The organism is Bacillus sp. 22-7 (assembly GCF_010628845.1).
In the GTDB taxonomy this organism is placed as follows: Bacteria; Bacillota; Bacilli; order Bacillales; family Cytobacillaceae; genus Cytobacillus; species Cytobacillus firmus_B.
Genome location: NZ_NJQY01000004.1, coordinates 64,380 through 84,674 on the forward strand (window position 1 = coordinate 64,380; position 20,295 = coordinate 84,674).

20 protein-coding genes are annotated in these 20,295 nt (G+C 44.0%); 10 read left to right on the forward strand and 10 right to left on the reverse strand.

Annotated elements, in window-relative coordinates; translation table 11 throughout:
- Positions 1 to 424 precede the first annotated feature (424 nt).
- Complete coding sequence (locus CE058_RS02235) at positions 425 to 1,288, forward strand: AraC family transcriptional regulator (protein WP_163140025.1); 864 nt, start codon at positions 425 to 427, stop codon at positions 1,286 to 1,288.
- Positions 1,289 to 1,316: 28 nt separating this feature from the next.
- Here CE058_RS02235 and CE058_RS02240 read toward each other — a convergent pair whose 3' ends face one another.
- Complete coding sequence (locus CE058_RS02240) at positions 1,317 to 2,831, reverse strand: glycine betaine uptake BCCT transporter (RefSeq protein ID WP_163140027.1); 1,515 nt, start codon at positions 2,829 to 2,831, stop codon at positions 1,317 to 1,319.
- Between the two features lie 140 nt (positions 2,832 to 2,971).
- Here CE058_RS02240 and CE058_RS02245 point away from each other — a divergent pair, with 140 nt between their 5' ends.
- The 5 genes from CE058_RS02245 to CE058_RS02265 all read left to right on the forward strand — a co-directional run bounded on the left by CE058_RS02245 (position 2,972) and on the right by CE058_RS02265 (position 7,689).
- The gene (locus CE058_RS02245) at positions 2,972 to 3,454 is read left to right on the forward strand and encodes a DinB family protein (RefSeq protein ID WP_163140029.1); all 483 of its coding nucleotides are present in this window, start codon (positions 2,972 to 2,974) and stop codon (positions 3,452 to 3,454) included.
- The gene (locus CE058_RS02250) at positions 3,435 to 4,235 is read left to right on the forward strand and encodes a GNAT family N-acetyltransferase (protein WP_163140031.1); all 801 of its coding nucleotides are present in this window, start codon (positions 3,435 to 3,437) and stop codon (positions 4,233 to 4,235) included. The genes CE058_RS02245 and CE058_RS02250 overlap by 20 nt, the downstream gene beginning before the upstream one ends.
- Before the next feature lie 133 nt (positions 4,236 to 4,368).
- Complete coding sequence (locus CE058_RS02255; protein ID WP_163140033.1) at positions 4,369 to 4,920, forward strand: cupredoxin domain-containing protein; 552 nt, start codon at positions 4,369 to 4,371, stop codon at positions 4,918 to 4,920.
- On the forward strand, positions 4,913 to 6,379 hold the full coding sequence (locus tag CE058_RS02260; RefSeq protein WP_163140035.1) for a cbb3-type cytochrome c oxidase subunit I: 1,467 nt from the start codon (positions 4,913 to 4,915) through the stop codon (positions 6,377 to 6,379). Before CE058_RS02255 ends, CE058_RS02260 begins: the two co-directional genes overlap by 8 nt.
- An 86-nt stretch (positions 6,380 to 6,465) precedes the next feature.
- Complete coding sequence (locus tag CE058_RS02265; RefSeq protein ID WP_163140037.1) at positions 6,466 to 7,689, forward strand: MFS transporter; 1,224 nt, start codon at positions 6,466 to 6,468, stop codon at positions 7,687 to 7,689.
- A 34-nt stretch (positions 7,690 to 7,723) separates the two neighbouring features.
- Here CE058_RS02265 and CE058_RS02270 read toward each other — a convergent pair whose 3' ends face one another.
- Both CE058_RS02270 and CE058_RS02275 read right to left on the reverse strand, forming a co-directional pair.
- Positions 7,724 to 8,680, reverse strand: a complete 957-nt coding sequence (locus tag CE058_RS02270) for a calcium/sodium antiporter (RefSeq protein ID WP_163140039.1) — start codon at positions 8,678 to 8,680, stop codon at positions 7,724 to 7,726.
- A 69-nt stretch (positions 8,681 to 8,749) separates the two neighbouring features.
- Positions 8,750 to 9,478: a DUF3784 domain-containing protein gene (locus CE058_RS02275; protein ID WP_163140041.1), complete on the reverse strand. Its 729-nt coding sequence runs from the start codon at positions 9,476 to 9,478 to the stop codon at positions 8,750 to 8,752.
- Positions 9,479 to 9,584: 106 nt separating this feature from the next.
- Between CE058_RS02275 and CE058_RS02280 the strand changes: the two genes are divergently transcribed.
- Entirely contained in the window at positions 9,585 to 9,809 is a 225-nt protein-coding gene (locus CE058_RS02280) for a hypothetical protein (RefSeq protein WP_048010560.1), read from the forward strand.
- A 70-nt stretch (positions 9,810 to 9,879) separates the two neighbouring features.
- On the forward strand, positions 9,880 to 10,488 hold the full coding sequence (locus CE058_RS02285) for an exonuclease domain-containing protein (RefSeq protein ID WP_048010561.1): 609 nt from the start codon (positions 9,880 to 9,882) through the stop codon (positions 10,486 to 10,488).
- Positions 10,489 to 10,531: 43 nt separating this feature from the next.
- Here CE058_RS02285 and CE058_RS02290 read toward each other — a convergent pair whose 3' ends face one another.
- From CE058_RS02290 to CE058_RS02300, 3 genes are read right to left on the reverse strand one after another with little or no spacing between them, the layout of a single operon-like run.
- Positions 10,532 to 11,785, reverse strand: coding sequence for an ATP-binding protein (locus tag CE058_RS02290; RefSeq protein WP_048010562.1), 1,254 nt, complete (start codon positions 11,783 to 11,785; stop codon positions 10,532 to 10,534).
- Between the two features lie 39 nt (positions 11,786 to 11,824).
- Complete coding sequence (locus CE058_RS02295) at positions 11,825 to 12,022, reverse strand: YwbE family protein (RefSeq protein WP_048010563.1); 198 nt, start codon at positions 12,020 to 12,022, stop codon at positions 11,825 to 11,827.
- Positions 12,022 to 12,210 (reverse strand): hypothetical protein, encoded by a 189-nt coding sequence (locus CE058_RS02300; RefSeq protein ID WP_076257657.1) that lies wholly within the window; start codon positions 12,208 to 12,210, stop codon positions 12,022 to 12,024. The genes CE058_RS02295 and CE058_RS02300 overlap by 1 nt, the downstream gene beginning before the upstream one ends.
- Before the next feature lie 209 nt (positions 12,211 to 12,419).
- Here CE058_RS02300 and CE058_RS02305 point away from each other — a divergent pair, with 209 nt between their 5' ends.
- Complete coding sequence (locus tag CE058_RS02305; RefSeq protein ID WP_286167841.1) at positions 12,420 to 14,252, forward strand: M6 family metalloprotease domain-containing protein; 1,833 nt, start codon at positions 12,420 to 12,422, stop codon at positions 14,250 to 14,252.
- Between the two features lie 42 nt (positions 14,253 to 14,294).
- Here the strand turns inward: CE058_RS02305 and CE058_RS02310 are convergent, their stop codons facing one another.
- The 4 genes from CE058_RS02310 to CE058_RS02325 form a co-directional block, all read right to left on the reverse strand.
- Complete coding sequence (locus CE058_RS02310) at positions 14,295 to 15,215, reverse strand: ketopantoate reductase family protein (protein WP_163140045.1); 921 nt, start codon at positions 15,213 to 15,215, stop codon at positions 14,295 to 14,297.
- A gap of 217 nt (positions 15,216 to 15,432) precedes the next feature.
- Positions 15,433 to 16,884, reverse strand: a complete 1,452-nt coding sequence (locus CE058_RS02315; protein WP_048010567.1) for a carbon starvation CstA family protein — start codon at positions 16,882 to 16,884, stop codon at positions 15,433 to 15,435.
- A gap of 301 nt (positions 16,885 to 17,185) precedes the next feature.
- Entirely contained in the window at positions 17,186 to 17,917 is a 732-nt protein-coding gene (locus CE058_RS02320) for a LytR/AlgR family response regulator transcription factor (protein WP_163140047.1), read from the reverse strand.
- Positions 17,917 to 19,656: a sensor histidine kinase gene (locus CE058_RS02325; RefSeq protein WP_163140049.1), complete on the reverse strand. Its 1,740-nt coding sequence runs from the start codon at positions 19,654 to 19,656 to the stop codon at positions 17,917 to 17,919. The genes CE058_RS02320 and CE058_RS02325 overlap by 1 nt, the downstream gene beginning before the upstream one ends.
- Before the next feature lie 177 nt (positions 19,657 to 19,833).
- On the opposite strand from CE058_RS02325, the gene CE058_RS02330 reads away from it, so the two are divergent.
- Entirely contained in the window at positions 19,834 to 20,244 is a 411-nt protein-coding gene (locus CE058_RS02330) for a GNAT family N-acetyltransferase (protein WP_163140051.1), read from the forward strand.
- Positions 20,245 to 20,295 lie beyond the last annotated feature (51 nt).

Here is a 20,295-nt window from a genome sequence, read left to right on the forward strand (position 1 = left end):
GCTGGTTTTTTTCTGATTCCTTGATAGAATAAGGACTGACCGTTAAATTTCAAAAGTGACCGAAATAATGCAGAAACTGACCGATAAAATTGAAAAGAAACCGATAAATTAAAATAATGACCGATAAAGCTGATGAAGTGACCGATAAACGGAAAATTGTTTGGCCGATAAATCTTTAATTATGGCCTGTAAATGCCCCACCTTGGCCGGCGAAACCACAAATAGGCCTGTATATCCCTCATTTCGGCCGGTATTTTCCTGATTCTGCCCCGGCCCGCCAGCATCCGAATCAAAGATTCCCCAATAAGCAGGATTCTCCGCCTATAATAAGAATTCTTTAATATCTGCCTGCCAAAACAAAGCAAAAAATGACAGGCAGCCAAAAAGAGATAAAGATAGGATATACATAAGGGAGTGATCAGTAATGTCATGGATTGAATCGCTGCAGAAGGCTATTGATTATATAGAGGAGCATTTGCTGGATGAGGATTTTTCAGTCCAGAGAGCTGCGGAGGCAGCGAACTCCTCCGTATTTCATTTTCAGCGCACGTTTGCCATTCTGACAGATATGCCGGCGGGAGAATATATCCGGGGCAGAAGATTAACGCTCGCCGCACAGGACCTGGTTTGTACAGACCTCAAAGTGATTGACCTCGCTTATAAATATGGCTATGACACTCCCGAAGCATTTACAAAGGCTTTCCGCAGACAGCATGGCATGATACCGACGGAAGCCAGAAATTTTTCCGGAAAGCTGAAATCATATAACCGCCTGGTGATCCAGGTGAGTCTGAAAGGGGCGGAACAAATGCAATATGCAATTGTCGAAAAAGAAGCTTTTCAAGTAGCGGGCATCAAAAAGGAGTTCTCTTTGGTCAATGAAGAAAATTTGGCCGGCATCCCGAAATTGTGGGATGAAGTAAACAGTAACGGCACCTCCGGTAAGCTATTCAAGCTGAATAATGGGGATATCAAAGGAATTCTAGGTGTGTGTGTGGATAACCGCAGCCAGAAGCCTGACAGCAGGGATTACTGGATTGCCGCAAGCTTCAAAGGTGATGAGCCTGACAGCTTCGAGTGCCTGGAAGTCCCGGCCTCCAAATGGGCGGTGTTTGAAGTACATGGCGCCATGCCGCATGCCATGCAAAACACCTGGAAAAAAATCTTTTCGGAATGGTTTCCATCAAGCGGCTATGAACATGCTGATGCACCTGAACTGGAGGTCTATACAGCAGGTGATGCGTCCAGTCCGGATTATTATTCAGAGATCTGGATTCCGGTAAAATAACCATCAAAAAATCTGCAGGTTTCTTCATCTACACCTTCTTCTTCGGGATCTTCCCAATACCAAGCTCCTTCGCTTCTTTCTGCAGAGCCTTGATTAGACTGAAGGTCATTAAAGCCATAATAACGGAAAAGGGAAGAGCTGCTGCAATCATCGTATTCTGCAGAGCTTGAAGCCCGCCGGAATAGAGCAGGACCAATGAAATGGCAGCAAGCAATATTCCCCACACAAATTTAATCTTGTTGCCGGGATGGTGTGAACCATTAGTCGTCATCATTCCCAGGACATAGGTGCCGGAGTCGGCAGAAGTAATAAAGAACGTGCAAATGAGCAAAATGGCGATGATCGAGAGGACTGTACCCATTGGAAGGTTGGAGAATACGCCAAATAGTGCCTCTTCAGTAGCCAATTCCGAGATTTTCGCTGTGCCTTGGTGCTCTTGCATAATGGCGGTTCCCCCAAATGTGGCAAACCAGATAAATCCAATTAGCGACGGAATAAGCAGGACCCCAAAGACAAATTCCCGGATGGTTCTTCCTTTGGAAACACGGGCAATGAAAATGCCAACGAACGGCGCCCAGGCAATCCACCAGGCCCAGTAAAAAATTGTCCAGCCATTAATCCATTCCCTGACCTCCGGATTCAGAGGGGCAATCCTGAGGCTCATGCCCGGCAAATATTGAAGATAGCTTCCAAGCGTATTGGTGAACAGATTCAGAATGAATAATGACGGTCCAAGAAAGAACGTCAGAATAAATAGAGCACCCGCAAGAATCATATTGGCATTACTCAAAATTTTAATGCCTTTTCCAAGACCGGACATGGCCGAAATAATAAACAGGACTGTAACAATAGCGACAATCACAAACTGTACGGTGAAATTAACAGGAAGGCCATATAGATATGACAATCCTCCGTTAATCTGCACAGCTCCAAACCCAAGTGTCGTGGCCACACCGATAACAGTTGCTACTACTGATAGAATATCAATGACTTTTCCTGTCACCCCCTGTGTACGGTCTCCCAATATGGGTTTTAAAGTGGCACTGATTAAACCAGGTTCCCCATGGCGGAAATTAAAATAAGCCAGCACAAGTGCGACAATTCCATATATGGCCCAGGCATGTATCCCCCAATGGAAGTACGTATATCTCATCGCATTCTTAATCGCCTCGTCCGTCCCTACTGCTCCGCCGGTAGGAGACCCCACTGCATAGTGATAAATCGGTTCTGCTGAACCCCAGAAAACCAGCCCGATTCCCATCCCAGCGCTGAACAGCATCGCAAACCAGGTAGGGCGGGTAAATTCCGGTTTATCATCCTGCTTCCCAAGCTTGATTCTTCCTAAAGGGCTGATTAAAAAATATAAACAAACAATGACAATAAACGAAACAAGAATCAAATAATACCACCCGAATTTATCGGTGATGAAGGTCTGTACATTTGCTGTCACACTCTCCAGTGAATCCGGGACAAAAACACCGAATAAAACAAGCAATAATAAAATGCCGACCGATATATAGAAAACCATTAAGCTTTTCTTCACATGCAATCCCCTTTCTTCTCATGCTGCTTCCTTTAGGATTAAATATATAGCCAGTAATTATGCGGCTGAAACATAAATTTGCAGGAAATTCCCATATGCTGACGAAATTCATAGGTATCTGGACAAGGAGGTAAGTGGATTTGCTGACATTATTCCGCTATAACTGGCAAGTGCGTGATGAGTGGTTTGAATGGTGCCGTCAGCTCTCAGCCGAAGAGCTGAAAGCCAGCCGGACTGGAGGAGTTGGAGGCATACTGGAAACCCTTTTTCATATCGCAGATGTAGAATACAGCTGGATTTGTGTGATACAGGGCAAGGAAGTGAAAGATCCCCTGTTTTCCGACTATGCTGAATTGGATAAAGTAATGGCACTTTCTGAGGAATACCGAAGGGGATTAGAACACTTTTTTCAGGAGGAATGGCCAGTTCCATACAATGAGTTTGTTACACCTCCATGGATGGAAAAGCAATATAAAAAGGGTGACATCTTAAACCATGTGATTGCCCATGAAATTCATCATATCGGACAGCTGTCAGTCTGGGCAAGGGACCTGAATCTCGCGCCTGTATCAGCCAATTTGATTGGAAGGAGATTAATTGAATATGATCAGACAACTAACTGAACAAGATCATGAAATGTGCTTCAGCCTTTTAAAACAGCAGCCGGCTGAGAATCTGTTCATTCTTGGAGATATTGAAGCATACGGCTATGTACAGGATTTTCAAAAGGTGTGGGGGAACTTTGGAGAAGACGGAAAATTAAAGGCTGTTTTATTAAAATATGAAGAAAATTTCATTCCATATGCAGCAGGAGACTTTGACGCCAAGGGATTTGCGGAGATAATGCTTGAGGACCCGAACTTTGGAATGATGTCCGGCCTGAAAGCTGTTACGGCGAAAATTGAACCTTATGTATCACACCGCATAAAAAGAAAGCGGGAAACCTATTATGCAAAATGCACAAAGTTAAATGCAGAAGGGGTTGAAGTATCAGCAGTGTGCAAGGCTGTTCCTGAAGATGCAGAACAGCTTGTTGAGCTTCTGAACAGCATTCCAGAATTCAGCGATTCCGCCATTACCGTTGAACGAAAAAGCAGGGTGTTAAAGGATGGCTCATCCCGTTCCTTTTTTATCAAAGAGGATGGTAAGATGGTCAGCACTGCTTCAACGACAGCTGAAAATTCCCTTTCAGCCATGGTTGTAGGTGTAGCAACAGACAGTGAATTCAAAAAGAAGGGATATGCTACTCAGTGCATGGTCAAGCTCTGCCGCCAGCTTCTTTCGGAAAATAAAGAGCTGTGCCTGTTTTATGATAACCCGGCAGCAGGCGCGATCTATAAACGCATCGGATTTGAAGATATAGGTTTTTGGATGATGTACACGATAGAGAAGAAAATGTCCTGATAATCCAGGGCATTTTTTTGTGGGAAAATTTCAAAAAAATTCGTCGAATAGGACATATATCACCGAATTAATTTTTAAGCTTCCATAAAATAGGGTTTGGGGAATTGTTGAATATTTTATGGGAGGGGTAGAAATGTATCAGCTTATCGCCATGTATGCGACTGTTTTCTTTGTTTTCCTGCTGGCGCTGGCTTTTGCGTTTGTTTACGGTGAATCCAAGCGCAGCGGTGAATATAGTGCCATTCAGGAAAAAGGATATAAAATAAGGAAATTCTATTTTCTCGGACTTATTGCAATAATGGCTTTTGCCACAATTATGACGCTTGGCAGGCTGCCGTATGACCGGAATCAGGCAGAAGCGGAAGGGTTTAGTGAAACGAAGGTAGTGAAGGTAACCGGAATCCAATATGCGTGGGAGATGAGCGAGGAAAGGTTCGAAGTTGGGGACACAGTTCAATTTGATGTGACAGCTTCGGATGTTACCCACGGTTTCGGCTTATACAATGAAAAAATGGAGCTTGTCGCACAGACTCAGGCCATGCCTGAATATACAAATACCGTTTATTATACGTTTGAAGTGCCTGGAACTTATCAAATATTATGTCTTGAATATTGTTCAACAGGCCATCATGTGATGGTCAAAAAAATTGTTGTTGAGCCGGAAGGGGGAAGCTCTGATGAATGATGCGATTCACCCTTTAGCCAGGAAAGCAGTGATATGGCACCTGGCTGTGACAGCACTTGTTTTAATTCTTATGATGATCTTTGGGGTTATTATGCTGATGAATCAGGGGGAAATGATCAGCATCACACCGCAATGGTTTTATAAAATCATGACTGCACACGGTACAGGCATGGTTGGAATCGCGGCATTGGGAGGAACGGCTATTCTATGGTACTTCCTGTCTAAATACGTGAAGCTTAACCCTGCCATTCTCATTGTAAACTTTGTCCTTTTTTTAACCGGAGTCACGATGGTCCTCATCGCCATTTTCGTCTTTGACTTTTCAGATGGATGGACGTTCTTATATCCGCTTCCTGCCCAGTCAGCCAAAATGTACGGGGCAGCAGGGGCAGTATTCTTCTTATCAGGCATGCTGATTCTCGGCATTGGCTTTTTGCTTCTGTACATGTATCTGGCTGCAAGACTGACAGCAGTTTATGGAGGCCTCGGAAAGGCGCTCGGGTGGGATATCATTTTCAGGGGGAAGAAAGGATACGGGCCGCCTGCTGCTGTCGTGGCTACGGCAATGGTTATCATCACCAACTCGACTGCACTGCTGTCAGGTGCCACGGTGCTGGCTGCATCATTAGTGAATATTATGAATCCGGCCATTACAATAAATCCGCTGCTTGCCAAGCATCTTACCTATGCGTTTGGCCATATCTTTGCCAACTGCACCATCTATATGGCTGTTATTGCCGTCTATGAGGTCCTGTCAGAATATACAAAACGGCCGTGGAAAGCTAATAAAGTTTTTCTAATTGCTTGGAACTGCTCGACACTTTTCACCTTAATGATTTATACGCACCATCTGCTGATGGACTTTGCGGTGCCAAAATGGATGCTCATCATCGGGCAGGTGTTTTCCTATGCTAACGGCTTGCCCGTTATGGTTGTTACGGCCTACGGTGCGCTTATGATTGTCTACCGCTCGCGGATGAAGTGGGACTTTGCCTCAAGCCTGTTTTTCCTTTCCATGTTCGGATGGGTGGCAGGAGCCATTCCCGCCATCATTGATGCCACGATTGTTGTCAATCATGTGATGCATAATACGAAATGGGTTCCTGGACATTTCCATACATATATGGGAATGGGAGTAGTCGCTATGATTATCGGATTTATGTATTATTTCAATAAAACCGAAGGCAATCAGCAGCATAGGGGAATCGATACATTCACCATTGCGCTCTATTTTGCGTTTTTTACGGGTTTGGTAGGCTCTTTCCTTTATGCCGGCGGGATCAGTGCACCAAGAAGATGGGCAGAGCACCTGCCGCAATGGGTGCTGTCCGACCAGGTTGGCGCCGTTAGCGGAATCTTTATCGTTCTGGCTGTGATCATCTTCACTGCAAGGTTTTTTGCCGGGTTGAGAAGCGTTGGCACAAAAGTTCCTTTTCATAAAAAATCAGCAGCTGGCTGATGATTGAGGCTCTGGAGATCACTCTCCGGGGTTTTTTTTGTGCTACACTAATAATTGGGAAAATTCTAAAATTATGCAGGTGATCCATGAAACAATTTAACTGGAAATTGGCGTCAATGCTGCTGGCGGGAATAGGGATATCCAAATTAGGGGATTTTATTTACCTGATTGCTATTAATTTGATTGTCTATGACATGACCGGATCAGCAGCTGCTGTGGCAGGATTATGGATTATAGGTCCCATTACTTCCGTTATAACCAATTCATGGAGCGGAGGTATGATTGACCGGAAAAACAAAAAGAGCATTATGATTTGGACGGATGTGGGCAGAGCCCTGGGTGTAGCTCTGATACCATTTCTCGAAAGCATAGGCTTCATTTATGCAGCCCTTTTTCTCATCAGTATAGCGAAGGCACTATTCATGCCGGCTTCCGCCACGTATATAGCCAAGCTGGTTCCGATTCAAAGCAGAAAAAGATTCAACTCTATCAACAGTCTTGTTGCTTCAGGTGCTTTTATCGTGGGACCGGCCATCGCAGGCGGATTATTTCTGATTGGAACCATTGAAGCAGCTGTCTTTTTAAATGCGGCTTCCTTTGTTTTTTCAGCTGTCATCATATGGCTGCTGCCGGACATGGATAAAGATCTGGGGGAGGCTTCAATCAAAACGTCAGCATATGAAACGATCCAGGATGATTGGAAGAAGGTCATTGCGTTTGGCAGGTTAGAGTCTTTTTTCATCTCTGTCTACGGTTGCTTCCAGGCATTTGGTTTGTTCTCGCTCGCAATGGATTCCCAGGAGGTTGTTTTTATCCAGGATGTTGTCGGGCTGACAGAAGCGATTTATAGTTTCCTTGTAAGCATCACGGGAATCGCCTTTGCGTTGGGAGCTCTCTTTATCACCATCGTTTCAAAAATGCTCAGCATCAAACAGCTCATGGGCTTTGGCATGCTATTGACAGCGGCAGGTTATCTGATTTATGCAGTGGCAGACTCCTTTATGATGGTTGTTATTGGATTTACTGTACTCGGCATTTTTAATGCCTTTTCAAGTGCGGGATATCAAACCTTTTACCAAAATAATGTGCCTGTTGAAATCATGGGCAGAATGACCAGCGTGATCGGTGTCATTCAAAGCATTGCGCAGATTTTCCTGCTCATCGGTATCGGTGTTCTTGGTGATCTGTTTCCGCTCCGCTATACCATTGTCATTTTAGCAGCCCTGAATTTACTTCTTTCTCTATATGTCTGCTTGCAGCTTTTAAAGCCGGGGAAGCAGCAGTATTTTTCAGAAACAACGTCCGCTTAAAAAAAGCGCCGACCCAAAAGGACCGGCACTGTAATTAGTTACGCATTATGATATAAATCAAATACATAATGTAAGAGGCTGCGAGAAAACCCCCTTCATACTTTCCAATGGCATAATGGCTTCTAGAAAAGATAAGGAGCACAAGAGTAATCAAAATTAAGAGTGTAATATCGATGAACATTTTAGGGTCTACAGGAAGTGGGGATATGGCAGCCGATGCCCCAAGGACAAAAAGGATGTTAAAGATATTGCTTCCTACGATATTTCCTAATGCAATTTCACTCTCTTTTTTTATGGCTGCGGCGACAGATGTCACCAGCTCCGGCAGAGAAGTCCCGATGGCTACAATCGTTAAGCCGACCAATGTTTCACTCATCCCCAATGATAAAGCAATTTCCGTACTGCTTTTAACAACCAGGTCGCCGCCAAAAATAATGGCAGCCAATCCGGCAATCGTCAAAAGACTTTGCTTTGTCCATTGGGCAGTACTTGTTTTGACAGGAGAAGACCCTGTGCTGCTTCGGTTCTCCCAGGCCACTTCAAATAAGTAGTACATGAATACAGCAAATATCAGCAGCAGCACGAGACCATCACTGCGTGAAACCACATTGCTGCCGATAGAGTCAAGATATGCATCACTGATGAAAATCATAAGAGCGGCCGTGGCAAGCAAAGTAAAGGGAATCTCCTTGCGGATGGTTGCACTTTCGACTTTTAAAGGGAAAATCATGGCGGTCACACCGACCACCAGCGTGATGTTAAAGATATTACTGCCGACAACATTTCCTATAGCCACATCGGCATTTCCATCCAGCGCAGCCAGAATGCTGACAGTGGCTTCAGGTGAACTCGTTCCAAATGCAACGATTGTCAGCCCGACCAGCAGCGGGGAAATCTTTAGGAACCCCGCAATTTTTGAAGCGCCATTCACAAAAAAGTTTGCCCCTGCAATCAATAGAGAAAATCCAATAATTAAAAATATATATGACACCTTAACGAGTCACCTCCTGTTTTTACTATGATTACCCAATTATGGATTCAATTAAAAGCCGTTGCGGATTCATTTGATATCCGCCACTTCTTTCATTACCTTATACCAGCTTTCAGTTTCTGCGGAATCTTTGCTGTTCACAAAGATCTTCTCATCTTTAAGTTCAATGTACAGAATCGGCGTATGGCCTTTTTGTATGAATAATAAGCTGCTGCCATAGCCAGTCACTTTAAAATGCCCCTGTGAAAGAGTGGGGAGGCCGATTCCATTCTGCTTCCAGGTTACCTCAGGCATCTCCTCCAATAATTTAACAGACTGAATATCCCGATAATCCCATTCGTCTCCGTAAATTCCGGAGATTTCAAATGAATCCTCTGCTAATGCCATTTCATAGCCTTTATGACTGGAGACAGTCAGGTAAATGAGGGGGCCAAGTGTCACAATAAAAAGAATGAGAGCGATGATATAACTTCGTTTTCTTTTAGACGGAACTTCATATTTCGATAAACAGATGAATCCCCCAAGCAAAACAATCATCATAAAGCCGAACTGCACTTCCATTGCAAATCTGAATCCGGTAAATGATAAAGGCAGCAGCACCAGCATCCCGATAGCGGTGCCAATGAGCAGGCTGCCGGTTTTTTGCGGATAACCGCTGTTAATTAATTGTTCTTTTTCAATCTCCGGACGCGAGGTGAATCCGGAAATGAGCCAGTAAGCTTTTTTGAATCGTACAGCCCATCCCAGAATCAGGAAGAGCAGAATCACAGAAATCTGTGTAATGACAAGTCCAATCATGGCAAAAACCTCCTTGTTATTCTTTACGGATAAAGCGGCCGTTTTGTTTCGGTTTTGGTATAATAATAAGACAGCTTTTTAGTTTCAAGTAAGAGGAGGCACACCCTTGAAAAACAAAAACATTTTATTCTATATATTAGTAGCGCTCTTGATCACTACCGTTGTCAGCATTGTCATGGGCTACCACAACTTCGGCTTTGGGGTAGGCTTTCTGTTCGCATTTCTTTCTCTTTCAACAGGATATTTCTATTCCATGAAAAACCGTGAATACATGCACCAGAATTATCATGCGGATTATGTGGACCGCTTGAAAAACGATAAAAAGATCTAAGAGCGGTTCCGCTGGCATTCAGCACTCCTCTATTATATGCTTAATTTAAAATCAATAGAGGAGGCAGGCAATGAAAAACCAGGAAAAGATGGGATTGCTGCTGGATGTGGAGACAACGGGGCTAGGACCAAATTCCGATGAAATCATCGAACTGGCATTAAAGCTATTTTCATATCGTGGCGACACAGGGGAGGTCCTTGATATAAAAGATAAATCCTCTTTCCTGCGGGAACCCATCAGCAAATCGGCCAAAAACAATTACAGCCGTGCATTCAGAGTCCATGGGATTCCTTATGAAGCTGTCAGTGGAAAAAGCTTTGATGATATCAAAATAAAAAAATACTTCTTTCACGCTGATTCGGTTTTCGCTCATAATGCATCCTTTGACCGCAGCTTTTTATACCGGATGTATCCTGAAGATATTAACGAATTAAAATGGTACTGCACGATGAGAAGTGTTCCTTGGAAGGAATACGGCTTTACAGACAGCAGGCTGCTGACGCTTATTCAATCCCACCGGATAGCAGACAGCCAGACACACCGTGCCATGGATGATATTACATACCTCTTAGAACTGCTGAAAAAAAGAAATCCGGCCGGTGACTTCTATATGCGTGATGTTCTGGCAAAAGGCCCAATGAGAAAATACCAGCCAGCAGCTCAGGGCCGGCTTGGCTAAAAGTCTATACAGAAAAAGAGTGCATCCTTTGGCACTCTTTTTCTTATTCATTTTTCAGCAAAGGCAGTATGATGTTCACTGTCGTCCCCTTGCCGATTTCGCTATCATACTCTATTGTTCCCTGCATTTCACGGATGATTTTGTTCGTAACCATGCTCCCCAGGCCTGTACCCTTTGTTTTCGTTGTGTAGAAAGGCAAACCGATATTTTCCAACTGCTCGGAGGTCATGCCCCGTCCGTTATCCGTAATTGTCAATTTAACGGTATTATGAAAATAATCTGCTGAAGTAATGATTGAGATTTTTCCTTTTTCCTGAACCGATTCAATTCCATTCTTGATTATATTCATGAGGGCCTGTTTTAGGTGGTCTTCATCACCCCTCACATAAAATGGCCCTTTATTCCCGTACTCAATCACTACATTTGAATAAGAGGCAAGCGGCCTCATGAGCAGAACGCAATCCTGAATCACCTCATGCAGGGGGACATTAGCCAGTTGGAACTGTTCGGGTTTTGAAACTTTAAGATAGTTGGTAATGATGCTGTTTGTGCGATCCAGTTCTTCAATTATGAGAGGGGAGAACTTTTTAAAGTTCTCATCCGCCGTATCCTGGCTCAAATATTGAATGAAGCCCCTCACAGTAGATAAAGGATTTCTAATTTCATGGGCAATCGAAGCTGCCAGCTGTCCGACCATTGTAAGCTTATCCATATATACCATTTCACTGATCTGTTTATTCGTTCTGAAAAGACTCTCGATTATAAAAACAAGAGCAATAAATGTCAGATAAAACGCCGCGAAATAGGTCAGATAAAAAAAAGTGTCCAGAAACATGACGGCTGTCGCAAGAATGGCTATATATAAGTAAAAATAAAAAAAGAGAATAAATGAACCTGTTATCAACCGGTGTTTAGAATTAAGAAACACTCTTCTTAAGGAAAATGTAATCACAAAGGATAAAATAGAAACCAATATTCCAATATAAATAAACTGGCCGCCTATTACATAGCGGGCAATGACGGTACTCAGCATCACAATGGATCCCGGCAGCCACCCTACATACAGTGTCACAATCATGATCGCGACCATGCGCAAATCAAAATGGGTTTCCCCCAGTGTTTCAATGGGGTAAAACATACACAGAAGTGCCCCGAATGAGCCAAGCAGGCCGTAAATCAATTTTTGCTTAAAGGTAAGGGGGGCCTTTGTCTGATAGGGAAAAAGTAAATTTCCGTTAAACGTAAATGAAAATAGTATCGTTATATTTACCAGTAAAGGTTTAATCAGTGTAACCAATAGTCTCCTCCGTGAGTTATCAAATTAAAAGGCCGCTCCTTATGGGCGCAGGATTTGTTTTACCCGGCCAACCTGACCATCCTCAAGCCTTACTTTAATGCCATGCGGATGGGAAGGGGACTTCGTTAAAATATCTTTCACGATTCCTTCTGTCAGCGCACCTGTCCGCTGATCTTTTTTAAGAACGATCTTTACCTTTAATCCTGGCGCTATGGCAGCGCGATTCTGACCTTCCATTACACACCCGTCCGTTTCCGCTGATTATTGGTCTTCTTAGTCTGCTGGCTTTTCAGCGCTTTCGTGGATTTAACTGGGGCATTATTGAACGTTCCGCCTGACTGACCCTGCTTTTTATTCATAAGCTGCTGTTTCATTGCTTCTTTAAGGCTGATCTTTTTTGGTGAATTATCTTCTATATGAGTCATGTTATAGTCTCCTTTATTTACATATCCCTCTATTATAAATCATTAACCTATTAAAGGAAATTTCTCAGAGAAATAATCTTTTCACCTGTAACTTTTCGGAAAAATAAGTCTTTAGTATCGCGAAATTCTATACGAAACCATGCTTTCCTCCTATTTAGAAAATACTGAATATTTTATAATATTTAGATTACAGAAATAGATTATAGGGAGTGAGTATATTGTTAAAAGTTCTATCAACTTCAGCTTTAACCCTTGCTTTAGCAGGAAGTGCCGTTTTTGCAGGAGCAGGGCCGGCAGATCCTCAGGCTAAGCAGGAAAGCAAGTATCAAATCAATCTTGCACATCATGTCGGTGCGTCTCCGGAGCTTGCTGCAAAAGCTAAAGAATTGGGAATTGACCTATCGAAGGTTGACCCGGCTGAAAAAGCAGCAAAGGCAGGGGCAAAATTCCAGCAGCCTGGCGACAACCATGTTGCGTATAATGAGGCAACAGGTGATATACCGGTTTTGGTACTTTTGGCGAAATATAAGGATGGGGATGAGCCGGTTGGGGATATGCCTGGGCAAGTTCCGGCCAAATACTATGAAGATTTAATCTTTGGTACAGAATACAACCCGTATGAACTTGAGCAATTCAAGAAATATGACGGACCAGATGTGCCAAAAGACCGTACAATGCAAAATGCTTACAAAGAATCCAGTTATGGAAAGACAAATCTTGTCCGCAAAGAAAACACCGAATTTGTATGGGTTGAGATGCCAAGAGGAGCTTCCTATTACTTAGACCAAGAGGGAACATATGCCGAGGGCGGAGAATATAAGCTTGGAAATGTGAATGGAGACGCACATACAGGTGAATTCATCCGTGATCTTTTAAAAGCAGCAGACGATCAGGTTGATTTTTCGAAGTATGCCGAAAATGGGGAAGTGCCTAATATCTTCGTCATTCATGAAGGTACAGGAGCTGAATTCAGCCGTGATCCGGCACAGTTCTGGTCTCATAAGTGGAGCCTTTTAAGTGCTTTGTATTATGGAAAATACTATGAAACTGGCAAACCTGCAGATGTTCATGCTGGCATGTCCCAAGGTGAATGGATTAACAAAACAGTTGCTGAAGATATGACATATGATGGGGTAGTAGTCAACAACTACAACATCCAGCCAGGAATCGGCGGTAACGTGGCCGGATTTGATGCAGCAACAAATACGTATAAAGATGAAGCAAAAACAGGTCCATTCCCTGCTCAAACTGGGGTTTATGCCCATGAATTTGGACATGCATTGGGATTACCTGACTTTTATGATACGGTTTATAGCTCTGAAGGGGTAGGGAACTACTCGATGATGGCAGGCGGATCATGGCTGCGCTATCCGAATAAACCTGAATATGGCGGAAACTCTCCGGCACACTTTGACCCGTTCTCTAAGATTTTCTTAGGGTGGGTAAATCCGGTTGAAGTAAAGCCTGGGGACACGAAAACTATTACATTGCCTCCAATCAATAAAGCGGATGCTGACAACGGCATTGTCAAAATGGAAGTGCCAGGCTCAAACGGAACTGAATACTTCCTATTTGAAAACGTTCAGCAGGACGGCTTTAACAAAGGGTTTATCCGTCAGGGTGAAGACGCTAAAGGCTTAGTGGCATGGCATGTAGATGAGAACATCATCAACCTGTACCAGACAGCCGGCTTCCGTCCAAACAATGTGGAAAACTGGATGAACAAACGCTTCCAGTACAACCAATCGGAAACAGCTAGTGACGGAACAGTCGTAACACACTACGGCTTATCTGTTCTGCAGGCTGATGGCAAGTATGACCTGGAGAAAAATCTAAACCGCGGGGATGCAGGCGATTTCTTCAAATCAGGAAGCCAAATCACACCTGTCTCCGGAAATGTTCATACTGGCTCTTACTATTTCTGGAAGGGCAACAGCTCAACACCGGCTGACTCCGGAATCCATGTAACAGACATTAAAGAAAATGCGGATGGATCTATCACAGCGAAATTCTTCTATAATTCGAACAGCAGTACAAAATAAGAGACTAAAAATCCGAGCAGGCTACCCTGCTCGGATTTTTGTTTAAAGACTATTTTTCTCATATACTTGCAAGTTTGCATAAATCGCTCCAAGAACAGGAGCATCTAAATTCAGCAGTTCAGCCTTTTTCAGCAAGTATCCGAAGAAATGATCCGCTTCAATAGCCTGCTGCTTTTCCATATCTCGCTGCAGGGAAGATTTCATTTCATAGCCCATTTCATGGATTTTTTTAACCTGAGTTTCTTCAATCCCTTCAGCTAGCGGAGCACCCAGGCCTTTCATTATGGCAGATGCCTCTTTTAGTACCTCTTTAATCGAATTTAATCCGAAAGCCTGCTCGCGGATCGGACCGATAGGTGAGCGGAACAGGGAGGTAACGCCGGAAAGTGTGGAAATAAACAGGTACTTATGCCACATCTCCTGTTCAATATTTTCAGAGAGGCGGAAATTTGCTTTTGTACCTGAAAAGGCTTCTTGAAGCTGCAGAATCCGATCCGTTTTCTCACCGGAACGCTCCCCGAAAACCAAGTCATGGACAGGGCTGGACTGAACCACTTTCCCATTTTCACCAAGAGTGGTTTCAATAAAGCATAGGCCCCCAAGAACGTTCTCTTCTCCAAAAGCAGCTGTCAGCTGATCCATATGAGCAATTCCATTTAAGAGAGGAAGAATCAAGGTTTTATTGTCTGTGTATGGACGGATATCCCTGATGGCTCCCTCAAGATGATAAGCTTTGGTAGAGAGCAGGATGACGTCGAATGAATCTGCCTTTTCTCCAGCCTGAATCGTTTTTGGTCCCGAAAACACCATTTCCCCATGAACACTTTCCACCAGCAGTCCATATTTCTCAAGCTGCTGCTTTCTTGTCTCCCTTACCAAAAACGTAACATCCTCACCTTTTTGCAAAAGTCTTCCGCCAAAATAGCCCCCAATGGCTCCGGCTCCAACAACCAATATTCTCATACAATAGTGCCTCCCTTTGATTAAATGGAAAAGTGCACGCATGTACGTGCACCTTTGCCAGATTGTTAAGTTAAATAGAAGAAGATGCCTGTTCCTGATAACATAACTGCTGCTAAAATTAATTTGGCAGAATGAGAGAGTGAATCCTCGCCTTTCGCGTTTATTCTCTTCTCTTCCTCATTCACCGTTTCCCGGTATTTGGGATTGCAGCAGCCCATTAAGCAGATCTTTTCCAGCCGGAAATATCCTCTTCAAGCGGCAGATTATTCGCCCGAGCTTTTTTAGCCGCGGAGAAGAACAGGGCTACAAGAGCAACTGTGCCGATTGCACCGCCAATCCAGGCAGTACTCCAGGATAATCCGAAACCGATTGGTGCGTTTAAGATATACGTTAAGACCATCAGCAGCATGAATGTGCCAGGAATAAGCGAAATCCAGTAATTTTTCTTTGCGATATACAAGTACATGGCACCGACAAACAGTGCGATAACTGCTGTTGATTGGTTAGCCCAGCTGAAGTATCTCCATAAAATGTTAAAGTCGATTTGCGTTAGTGCCAGTGAAACCGCGAACAAAGGAATGGCGATCCACAAACGGCTTGAGAATTTCTTCTGAGCAAAATTAATATAATCAGCAATAATCATCCGTGCACTTCGGAAAGCCGTATCTCCTGAAGTGATTGGAAGGACAACAACTCCAAGAACAGCAAGTGTTCCGCCGATTGCACCAAGCATCATAGTGGAAGCTTCACTGACGACTGCTCCAGGACCTCCGTTTGCAAGGAAATCACTTAATCCGTTATAGCCATCAAACAAGCTCATTGCAGCAGCCGCCCAGATCATCGCGATAATTCCTTCTGCAATCATCATGCCATAGAAAATTTTGCGTCCCTGGTTCTCATTCTGAGTTGTACGGGAGATAATCGGTGTCTGTGTTGCATGGAAGCCGGAAAGAGCACCGCAAGTAATCGTGAAAAACAGCAATGGAAAAATAGGTGCATTAGCCGGGTGGAAATTCTGCAGTGAAATTTCGGGAATATTAGCGCCGGTCGCAACTAAACCGATACCAACACCAAGTGCACTGATTAAAAGCAATGCTCCAAAGTATGGGTATAAGCGGCCAATAATTTTATCAACAGGCAGTAAAGTCGCCAAAATGTAATAAATGAAAATTGCAGCAATGATGAGGGTTACAGATACCTTCTGATCCATCACCACATAAAGCAGATCAGCCGGAGTCGTAACAAACACCGTACCAACCAATAACAGAAGCAGTACAGCGAAAGCGTTCACAACATGCTTCATGACTTTCCCGAGGAACTTGCTCGCAAGCTCGGGCAAATGTGCGCCGCGGTTGCGGATAGAAATCATTCCTGTTAAATAGTCATGAACAGCACCGGCAAAAATACAGCCGACCACGATCCAGATAAAAGCTGCAGGCCCGTAAAGAGCTCCCATGATCGGACCGAAAATTGGGCCGGTGCCAGCAATGTTCAACAGCTGGATTAACGAGTTTTTTGGCGTACTCATGGCGATGTAATCCACACCGTCAGCATGCGTATAGGCAGGTGTTGTACGTGCCTCCTTCACACCGAAAACTTTTTCAACAAACTTGCCGTACGTAAAATAACCTACAATTAAAAGTGCAATACAGACTAAAAAAGTAATCATATTTATCCCCCTTTATGAATGCGTTTACATTAATTATATAAAAGAAGGAGAAAATTTGAACAATTTGTGTCCAACATGTAAAAAATGAAGATTAAAAGGCAATGAAGGAGGATTAAGATGCATGGAAAATCGAAAGTGTGTTTGAAAATTCACTATATTATGATTGGAAAGAGGGTAGGGTCATATTTTAAATCAAGCGCAATTAACCTCGAGATCAGTACAAACCTAATACAACGTGCACTCGCATCCCCAAGCAGCAAACTCCCCCCAAAATACAAAAAAGCACCGTCCCGATGCTTTTTCACAATTCCAATCGCACCCGGAGTGCTTTCACATAGTTCCTGCTCACAGACAAGAGTTCTTCCCGGCCTTCCATCTCAAGCTGATAGGCCCCGTTAAACCAGGGGGTCAACCGAGTTACATAATCCAGATTCACCAGGTAACTCTTGTGAATCCTGAAAAAAGAGAAGGGTAAAAGCCTGCTCTCCAAATCCTTCAGCGGGGTTTTGGTTTCATGCTCTCCGGTCCTGGTGATGATCCGGGATACTTTTTCATCCCGGCCGATATAGAGGATCTCTTTTGGCTCCAGGTATAAAATTTCTCCATCTTCTTCAACAGCCAGTTTGCTGGCCGGCTTGCCTATGTCATTTTCTTTTTTTGCGCCAATCAATTTTTCCACACGCCTGATTGTCTGCTCGAGCTGTTCCTCGTCGTAGGGCTTTAGTAAGTAATCGGTAGCTTCATAGCGGAAGGCTTCAGCAGCAAACTGCGGGTAGGCCGTTGCAAAGATGATAAGCGGTACTTTTTTCAGCTCGTGCAGGGACTTGGCCGCTTCCATTCCGTTCATTTTAGGCATCTCGACATCAAGGAAAACAACATCCGGCTGAAGCTGGATGGCTTTCATCACCGCAGCTTCGCCTGATTCAGCCTCGCCGATAACCTGAATTGCAGGAAATTCCTCCAGTAAATGCTTTAATTCATCTCTGCTGTAGCGTTCATCATCAGCGATTAAGGCTCGGATCGTTTTTTCCATCAGCTTTCTTCCTCCGTTTTCGGAATGGCGAATTGAATGTCAGTGCCTATGCCTGGCGTGCTTGCAATTTGCAGAGAAGCTTCCTCGCCAAACATCATGGTCAGCCGGCGGTTTACATTGTACAATGCAAGTCCTGATCCCGTTTTTGACTGCAGGGTTTCCTTCCCAATCTGCTCAGCTCTCTCCTTGCTCATGCCCTGTCCATTGTCCTTCACTTTTACTATAGTCATTCCGTCCTGTTTCTGAATTTTAATCATAATGATACAGTCTTGTTCCTTGTTCTTAATCCCATGTTTTACTGCATTCTCCACAATCGGCTGCAGAGTGAGCGGCGGAATTCTCTCCAATAGGGCATCTTCTTCAATGTCATATATAACTTCGAGTCGATCCACAAACCGGGTTTCCTCAATTGATAGATAGGCCTTAACATGTCTAAGCTCCTGTTCAAGCGTTGTACAGCTGACAGTTGTGGCCGTCAGGTTCTGCCGCAAAAAATGGGAGAGTGATACAAGCAATTTCCGTGCCTGGGCAGGCTCAATCCGCACAAGGGAAATAATCGTATTTAATGAATTAAATAAAAAGTGCGGTGATATTTGCGCCTGAAGCGCTTTAATTTCAGCTTCCTTTGCCAGCTGGAAGGCTTTGTCAGCTTCAGCGATCTCAAGCTGATTGCTGAGCAGTATACTGAGTCCCGAAATCAGCTCCATCACGAGGTTTGTCATTTCTTTTTCAGAAGTGAAGTAAAACTTCAGCGTTCCGATCGTTTCGCCGCGCAGCTTTAAAGGAGCGACAATGGCTGCACCAAGTGGGCAGTTTTCCTGACGGCAGTGAATGGACTGGTCATTGGCAGCCGCAATTTCTCCGTGTTGAATGACATCCCGTGTGATCTGGGTCTGAATCGGGCTTCCGGAACGGTGGTGGTCATTTCCAAAGCCGACATGGGCAAGAATTTCAGTGTGATTGGTGATGGCAACTGCTTTCATCTGAAGTTCCTTATGTAAAATCAGGCAGACTGCCAGAGCGGACTTATGATTGATGCCTTCCCGAAGGTGAGCAAGGGTCTGGTCTGCAATCCGAAGCGTTTTCTGTGCGTGAAAAGCACCTGCTTTTTCTTCTTCGTTAATGACATTTTTTATAATCAGCAGGAATAAGGCACTGCCAAGCCCATTTGCTATTATCATAGGAATTCCAATCATTTCGACAAGTGCGACTGCCTTTTCCATGGGCCGTGATATTCCAAGGATAATCAGCATTTGCACGGCTTCAGCCGCAGCACCAATGAAGAAGGCCGATGATAGCTTCACATGTTCGTTCTTTCGGCGGAAAAAGCCGGCAAGCAGCCCTGCCACTATGGACGCCAGCCCGCAGGCAATCCCGGTAAAGCCTCCAAGCGTAAACCGGTGGAATCCTGCTATAATTCCTGCGCCAATTCCTACTTTAGGGCCGCCAAGCAATCCGGCGAGCACGACACCGATCACCCTGGAATTGGCAATGGCTTCATCGGAGGCAAGCTCGGATGCCCAGCGGTTAAACTGAAGTGTGTCTGTATTAAATGCTAGCCCGGAATAAGTTCCAATGATGCCAAAGAAACCAAAAAAAAGAATGGCTTTATACTCTTGCTGCCGTTTTAATCTTTCGCCATAAATCATCTCTCTGAAAAAGCGGAACCTTGTCAGAACCAGCGCAATCGTGACAATGATTCCAAGCCGCTCCAGCATTGTAATCAGCAGTTCAAGCATCCCTTATGCCCCTTTAACCAAGTCTATTATCATCATTCTAATAGATTAAAGAGTAAATGAAAAATGGCCTGTTTGAATTTTTCAAAAAAATCGCAGGCTTTTTATAAATAATTGTCGAAAATATCTTGTTAGCAGGCTTTTTGACTGCTTCTTTCCGATAATAATGGAGCTGACAAAATGATCGAATATAAAGTGGGTATAGAAGGAATATCACCAGATATGCTGGACGGTTTTTTTGACGGGTGGCCAAATCCGCCGAGCCCTGAAAAACATCTGAAGCTTTTAAAAAACAGCACGAAGATTGTGCTTGCTGTTGACCGCGATAAACATGCAGTGGCCGGATTCATCACAGCAATCAGCGATGGAGTGCTATCTGCCTACATTCCCCTGCTTGAAGTACTGCCTGAATACCAGCAGCAGGGAATCGGCCAAAAGCTGATCACCCGAATGCTTGAAGAGCTGGACGGCATTTACATGATCGATATTATGTGCGACCCTGAATTACAGCCATTTTATGAAAAGTTCGGAATGATCAAATCTTCGGGAATGGTGCAGCGTAATTATCATAATCAATCAGGAAAGCAGTAACAGGGGAAACTGGAAGCCGGGTATCCCTTCAATATAGTTTATCTAAAAAAG

Coding starts and splice junctions, on each gene's coding strand:
- CE058_RS02330 (WP_163140051.1), top strand. CDS start 19,834: ATGATCGAATATAAAGTGGGTATAGAAGGAATATCACCAGATATGCTG.
- CE058_RS02275 (WP_163140041.1), bottom strand. CDS start 9,478: ATGATTGGACTTGTCATTACACAGATTTCTGTGATTCTGCTCTTCCTG.
- CE058_RS02265 (WP_163140037.1), top strand. CDS start 6,466: ATGAAACAATTTAACTGGAAATTGGCGTCAATGCTGCTGGCGGGAATA.
- CE058_RS02250 (WP_163140031.1), top strand. CDS start 3,435: ATGATCAGACAACTAACTGAACAAGATCATGAAATGTGCTTCAGCCTT.
- CE058_RS02320 (WP_163140047.1), bottom strand. CDS start 17,917: ATGGAAAAAACGATCCGAGCCTTAATCGCTGATGATGAACGCTACAGC.
- CE058_RS02310 (WP_163140045.1), bottom strand. CDS start 15,215: ATGAGAATATTGGTTGTTGGAGCCGGAGCCATTGGGGGCTATTTTGGC.
- CE058_RS02260 (WP_163140035.1), top strand. CDS start 4,913: ATGAATGATGCGATTCACCCTTTAGCCAGGAAAGCAGTGATATGGCAC.
- CE058_RS02325 (WP_163140049.1), bottom strand. CDS start 19,656: ATGCTTGAACTGCTGATTACAATGCTGGAGCGGCTTGGAATCATTGTC.
- CE058_RS02295 (WP_048010563.1), bottom strand. CDS start 12,022: ATGGAAGGTCAGAATCGCGCTGCCATAGCGCCAGGATTAAAGGTAAAG.
- CE058_RS02235 (WP_163140025.1), top strand. CDS start 425: ATGTCATGGATTGAATCGCTGCAGAAGGCTATTGATTATATAGAGGAG.
- CE058_RS02300 (WP_076257657.1), bottom strand. CDS start 12,210: ATGACTCATATAGAAGATAATTCACCAAAAAAGATCAGCCTTAAAGAA.
- CE058_RS02285 (WP_048010561.1), top strand. CDS start 9,880: ATGAAAAACCAGGAAAAGATGGGATTGCTGCTGGATGTGGAGACAACG.
- CE058_RS02315 (WP_048010567.1), bottom strand. CDS start 16,884: ATGATTACTTTTTTAGTCTGTATTGCACTTTTAATTGTAGGTTATTTT.
- CE058_RS02255 (WP_163140033.1), top strand. CDS start 4,369: ATGTATCAGCTTATCGCCATGTATGCGACTGTTTTCTTTGTTTTCCTG.